At 60.6% G+C, this 4,496-nt stretch carries 2 protein-coding genes; both read right to left on the minus strand.

The window, feature by feature from the left end; genetic code table 11:
• Positions 1-126: 126 nt before the first annotated feature.
• Positions 127-1,431 (minus strand): group II intron reverse transcriptase/maturase, encoded by a 1,305-nt coding sequence (ltrA, locus tag AC3WL8_RS39750; RefSeq protein WP_492380239.1) that lies wholly within the window; start codon positions 1,429-1,431, stop codon positions 127-129.
• 719 nt (positions 1,432-2,150) lie between these two features.
• On the minus strand, positions 2,151-3,455 hold the full coding sequence (ltrA, locus tag AC3WL8_RS39755; protein WP_153957092.1) for a group II intron reverse transcriptase/maturase: 1,305 nt from the start codon (positions 3,453-3,455) through the stop codon (positions 2,151-2,153).
• Between the last annotated feature and the right edge of the window lie 1,041 nt (positions 3,456-4,496).

A 4,496-nucleotide genomic window follows, 5' to 3' on the forward strand; every position in this document is an offset into this window, starting at 1 on the left:
CACTCCGCAGTCGGTCTCCCGGCGTTGTTCGCAGGTTTCTTCGCTGTTGGGTCGGAGGAGGCGCGCTTGCGCGCTGGCCTCCGTCCGCCGCCCAAACTGCACGTGCGGTTTTCCCGCATGCAGCTTTCACGAAGATGCAGCATGCTGAGAGGCAATAGAAGGTATCAATCCGACAAGATTCACCAACCCGAGATCGCCATATAGCCGCGCCTCCGTCATGAGCTTCCAGCCTCGGTTGCGCCAGCGTTTGAATCGATGTGACCATATTCGCCGCACGATCCAGCGGTCGAGCCGGTTGAAGATTCTTCGTACGTGGGAGCGTTTGTAATAGTGCCCCCAGCCCCGCAAGATAGGGTTAAGTCGCGCGATCAGATCGCGCGTCCGAAGCGGGATGCACCGCTTAGTGAGGCGACGAACCTGATCCATCAGCCGCTGGATCGATTTCTCCCGGGGATATGCATACAGCGCCCCGGATCGCGCACCGCTGCGAATCTTCGCGGCAGGTAGCGAGAGTCGCCGCCCGCGCTTGATCTTGTACCCGAGGAACTCGAATCCAAATTGAACATGTACGATTCGAGTCTTCTCTGGATGCAGTTGTACGCCCAGTGCTGTCAGGATTTTCGTCGCCGCCGCGATCGCGGCGTGCGCTTCGGCTCGGGAGGAACAGGTAATCACCCAGTCATCCGCGTACCGCGTAAGCTGATAGCCCCTGCGCCGCATCTCCCGATCAAACGGCGTCATGAGAATATTGCTCAGCAACGGGGATGCGACCCCACCCTGCGGGGTTCCGCGCTCGCTCGGAAAGAGGCGGCCTTGGCCGAAGCTTCCGGCTTTAAGCATCGCCTTGATCAGCCCCAGCACCCGGCCATCTGCAACGCGCCGGGCAATGAGCGCCAGTAGTTTGTCATGGTCCACTGACCCAAAGAAATCCTTGAGATCAGCGTCTACAATCCATTCCCCACCAGCTTCGATTTCCTTCCAGATCTTGCGCAGAGCGTCGTGTGTCGATCGCCCTCGCCGATACCCGAAGTTGGCATCGTCGAATATCGGTTCAAAGACAGGCTCCAGCCGGTTGAGCAGTGCCTGCTGACATACACGGTCGTAAATCGACGGAATGCCAAGCTTGCGGAACTCTCCCGGCTTGCCCACCTTCGGGATCGAGACCTGCCGGACCGGTTGCGGCTGATAGGTTTGCGCGCGCAATTCCGCCTGCAGGCGACCCAATTGCTGGTCCGCCTGTTCTGCGAAGGCCGCTACGCTAATCCCATCGATACCGCCACTACCCCGGTTGGCCCTTACTCGCTCCCAGGCAACCTCCAGATTCTTCCGTTGATAGACCTTGTCAATCAATGAGTGGACTTTCCTTGCCTCCATCGGGTCGATCCAATCGGACAGTCTCCTCGGACGCGGATGTACGGGTATTTCACTCATGGAACTGATCCTCCTCTGCGCCCTTACTCACTGCCTTCCCGGCTCTTCCCAATCATCTTCGCCGGCTGCCTTCCCCGACCCACTTCCGTCGCCGATCTCTCGGTCACGTGGTTTTTGCCACGCTTCAGGTACTACTCAGCCGTCCGACTACTGACACAGCACCGCTCGCCACTTCGCTCCTCGCTTATAGGCTCACTTCCCGCGGTGCCACCCGCGGACTGTGCCAGTTCTCCTGAGGTCACACGCTGTTCTTCCGTACCGTGCCGCCCGCAAACACCTTGGTGCAGTGGGTGAATGAGAACGCCTTCGCCTCCATAGTGCAGGCTCGACCTTGCCCCACCTTTGGCCGACCGGTTCGTCATTGGGGCAGCCCCCTCGACTACGGCCCGGTACTTCTCCTCATGCCCTTCGGATTCCACCTCGCGATGGACACCCTGCCCTCCGGAGTACTGCGAGCTGGTGGCTCCAGGTCAGCCTTGGCCGTGTCCGGCTTTCGCCTGCGTGCCCGTTTAGGCTTCTCCATACCTTTCCACCTCTCCCCGGCCAGCGAGGCATTACCCCCGCTTTCGGATATAGCGCCCCTCATCCGAGCGCCAGAGGGACTTCAACCCTCCTGAACAACGCGCTGCTCAGCGCACGTTGGGTCGGAGGAGGCGCGCTTGCGCGCTGGCCTCCGTCCGCCGCCCAAACTGCACGTGCGGTTTTCCCGCATGCAGCTTTCACGAAGATGCAGCATGCTGAGAGGCAATAGAAGGTATCAATCCGACAAGATTCACCAACCCGAGATCGCCATATAGCCGCGCCTCCGTCATGAGCTTCCAGCCTCGGTTGCGCCAGCGTTTGAATCGATGTGACCATATTCGCCGCACGATCCAGCGGTCGAGCCGGTTGAAGATTCTTCGTACGTGGGAGCGTTTGTAATAGTGCCCCCAGCCCCGCAAGATAGGGTTAAGTCGCGCGATCAGATCGCGCGTCCGAAGCGGGATGCACCGCTTAGTGAGGCGACGAACCTGATCCATCAGCCGCTGGATCGATTTCTCCCGGGGATATGCATACAGCGCCCCGGATCGCGCACCGCTGCGAATCTTCGCGGCAGGTAGCGAGAGTCGCCGCCCGCGCTTGATCTTGTACCCGAGGAACTCGAATCCAAATTGAACATGTACGATTCGAGTCTTCTCTGGATGCAGTTGTACGCCCAGTGCTGTCAGGATTTTCGTCGCCGCCGCGATCGCGGCGTGCGCTTCGGCTCGGGAGGAACAGGTAATCACCCAGTCATCCGCGTACCGCGTAAGCTGATAGCCCCTGCGCCGCATCTCCCGATCAAACGGCGTCAGGAGAATATTGCTCAGCAACGGGGATGCGACCCCACCCTGCGGGGTTCCGCGCTCGCTCGGAAAGAGGCGGCCTTGGCCGAAGCTTCCGGCTTTAAGCATCGCCTTGATCAGCCCCAGCACCCGGCCATCTGCAACGCGCCGGGCAATGAGCGCCAGTAGTTTGTCATGGTCCACTGACCCAAAGAAATCCTTGAGATCAGCGTCTACAATCCATTCCCCACCAGCTTCGATTTCCTTCCAGATCTTGCGCAGAGCGTCGTGTGTCGATCGCCCTCGCCGATACCCGAAGTTGGCATCGTCGAATATCGGTTCAAAGACAGGCTCCAGCCGGTTGAGCAGTGCCTGCTGACATACACGGTCGTAAATCGACGGAATGCCAAGCTTGCGGAACTCTCCCGGCTTGCCCACCTTCGGGATCGAGACCTGCCGGACCGGTTGCGGCTGATAGGTTTGCGCGCGCAATTCCGCCTGCAGGCGACCCAATTGCTGGTCCGCCTGTTCTGCGAAGGCCGCTACGCTAATCCCATCGATACCGCCACTACCCCGGTTGGCCCTTACTCGCTCCCAGGCAACCTCCAGATTCTTCCGTTGATAGACCTTGTCAATCAATGAGTGGACTTTCCTTGCCTCCATCGGGTCGATCCAATCGGACAGTCTCCTCGGACGCGGATGTACGGGTATTTCACTCATGGAACTGATCCTCCTCTGCGCCCTTACTCACTGCCTTCCCGGCTCTTCCCAATCATCTTCGCCGGCTGCCTTCCCCGACCCACTTCCGTCGCCGATCTCTCGGTCACGTGGTTTTTGCCACGCTTCAGGTACTACTCAGCCGTCCGACTACTGACACAGCACCGCTCGCCACTTCGCTCCTCGCTTATAGGCTCACTTCCCGCGGTGCCACCCGCGGACTGTGCCAGTTCTCCTGAGGTCACACGCTGTTCTTCCGTACCGTGCCGCCCGCAAACACCTTGGTGCAGTGGGTGAATGAGAACGCCTTCGCCTCCATAGTGCAGGCTCGACCTTGCCCCACCTTTGGCCGACCGGTTCGTCATTGGGGCAGCCCCCTCGACTACGGCCCGGTACTTCTCCTCATGCCCTTCGGATTCCACCTCGCGATGGACACCCTGCCCTCCGGAGTACTGCGAGCTGGTGGCTCCAGGTCAGCCTTGGCCGTGTCCGGCTTTCGCCTGCGTGCCCGTTTAGGCTTCTCCATACCTTTCCACCTCTCCCCGGCCAGCGAGGCATTACCCCCGCTTTCGGATATAGCGCCCCTCATCCGAGCGCCAGAGGGACTTCAACCCTCCTGAACAACGCGCTGCTCAGCGCACACTACGGCGGAGTCTGACTTCTCCCGTCCGTTCATCATCGGCTACGGCTCCTCGCCTTCCCGATGCGGACCAGCCCATGCTGCGACTGGCCAGACGCGAGACCTCCCGGTTCCCGCGCAAGGAGCGTCCGTGCGTGCCAGGGTCTTTGACCACGCCGGGTCGTCGAGGCACTCGCGTTCACGCGCCCCTTCATGTTGCCTTCCGCGTTCTGAACCGCGTCGGCACCCGGAACAACACAACTATCGCGGCTCAATGGCTGGCCCACACGCTCCCCTACCGACGCTTCGCCGACCACCTCACGGTAGCCTGCGCACGGCTCGGGGCCGATGTGGTTCGCTATTCCTTCATCGTAGTGGACTTTCACCACCTACTCCTTGCCGGTCTCCCGGCGCACTCAGAACTT

The sequence above is a fragment of the Cupriavidus sp. FW305-F7 genome (assembly GCF_058782875.1).

What these genes read in the sequence shown, in the direction of transcription:
- ltrA (WP_492380239.1), bottom strand. Translation starts at nt 1,431, where the DNA reads ATGAGTGAAATACCCGTACATCCGCGTCCGAGGAGACTGTCCGATTGG.
- ltrA (WP_153957092.1), bottom strand. Translation starts at nt 3,455, where the DNA reads ATGAGTGAAATACCCGTACATCCGCGTCCGAGGAGACTGTCCGATTGG.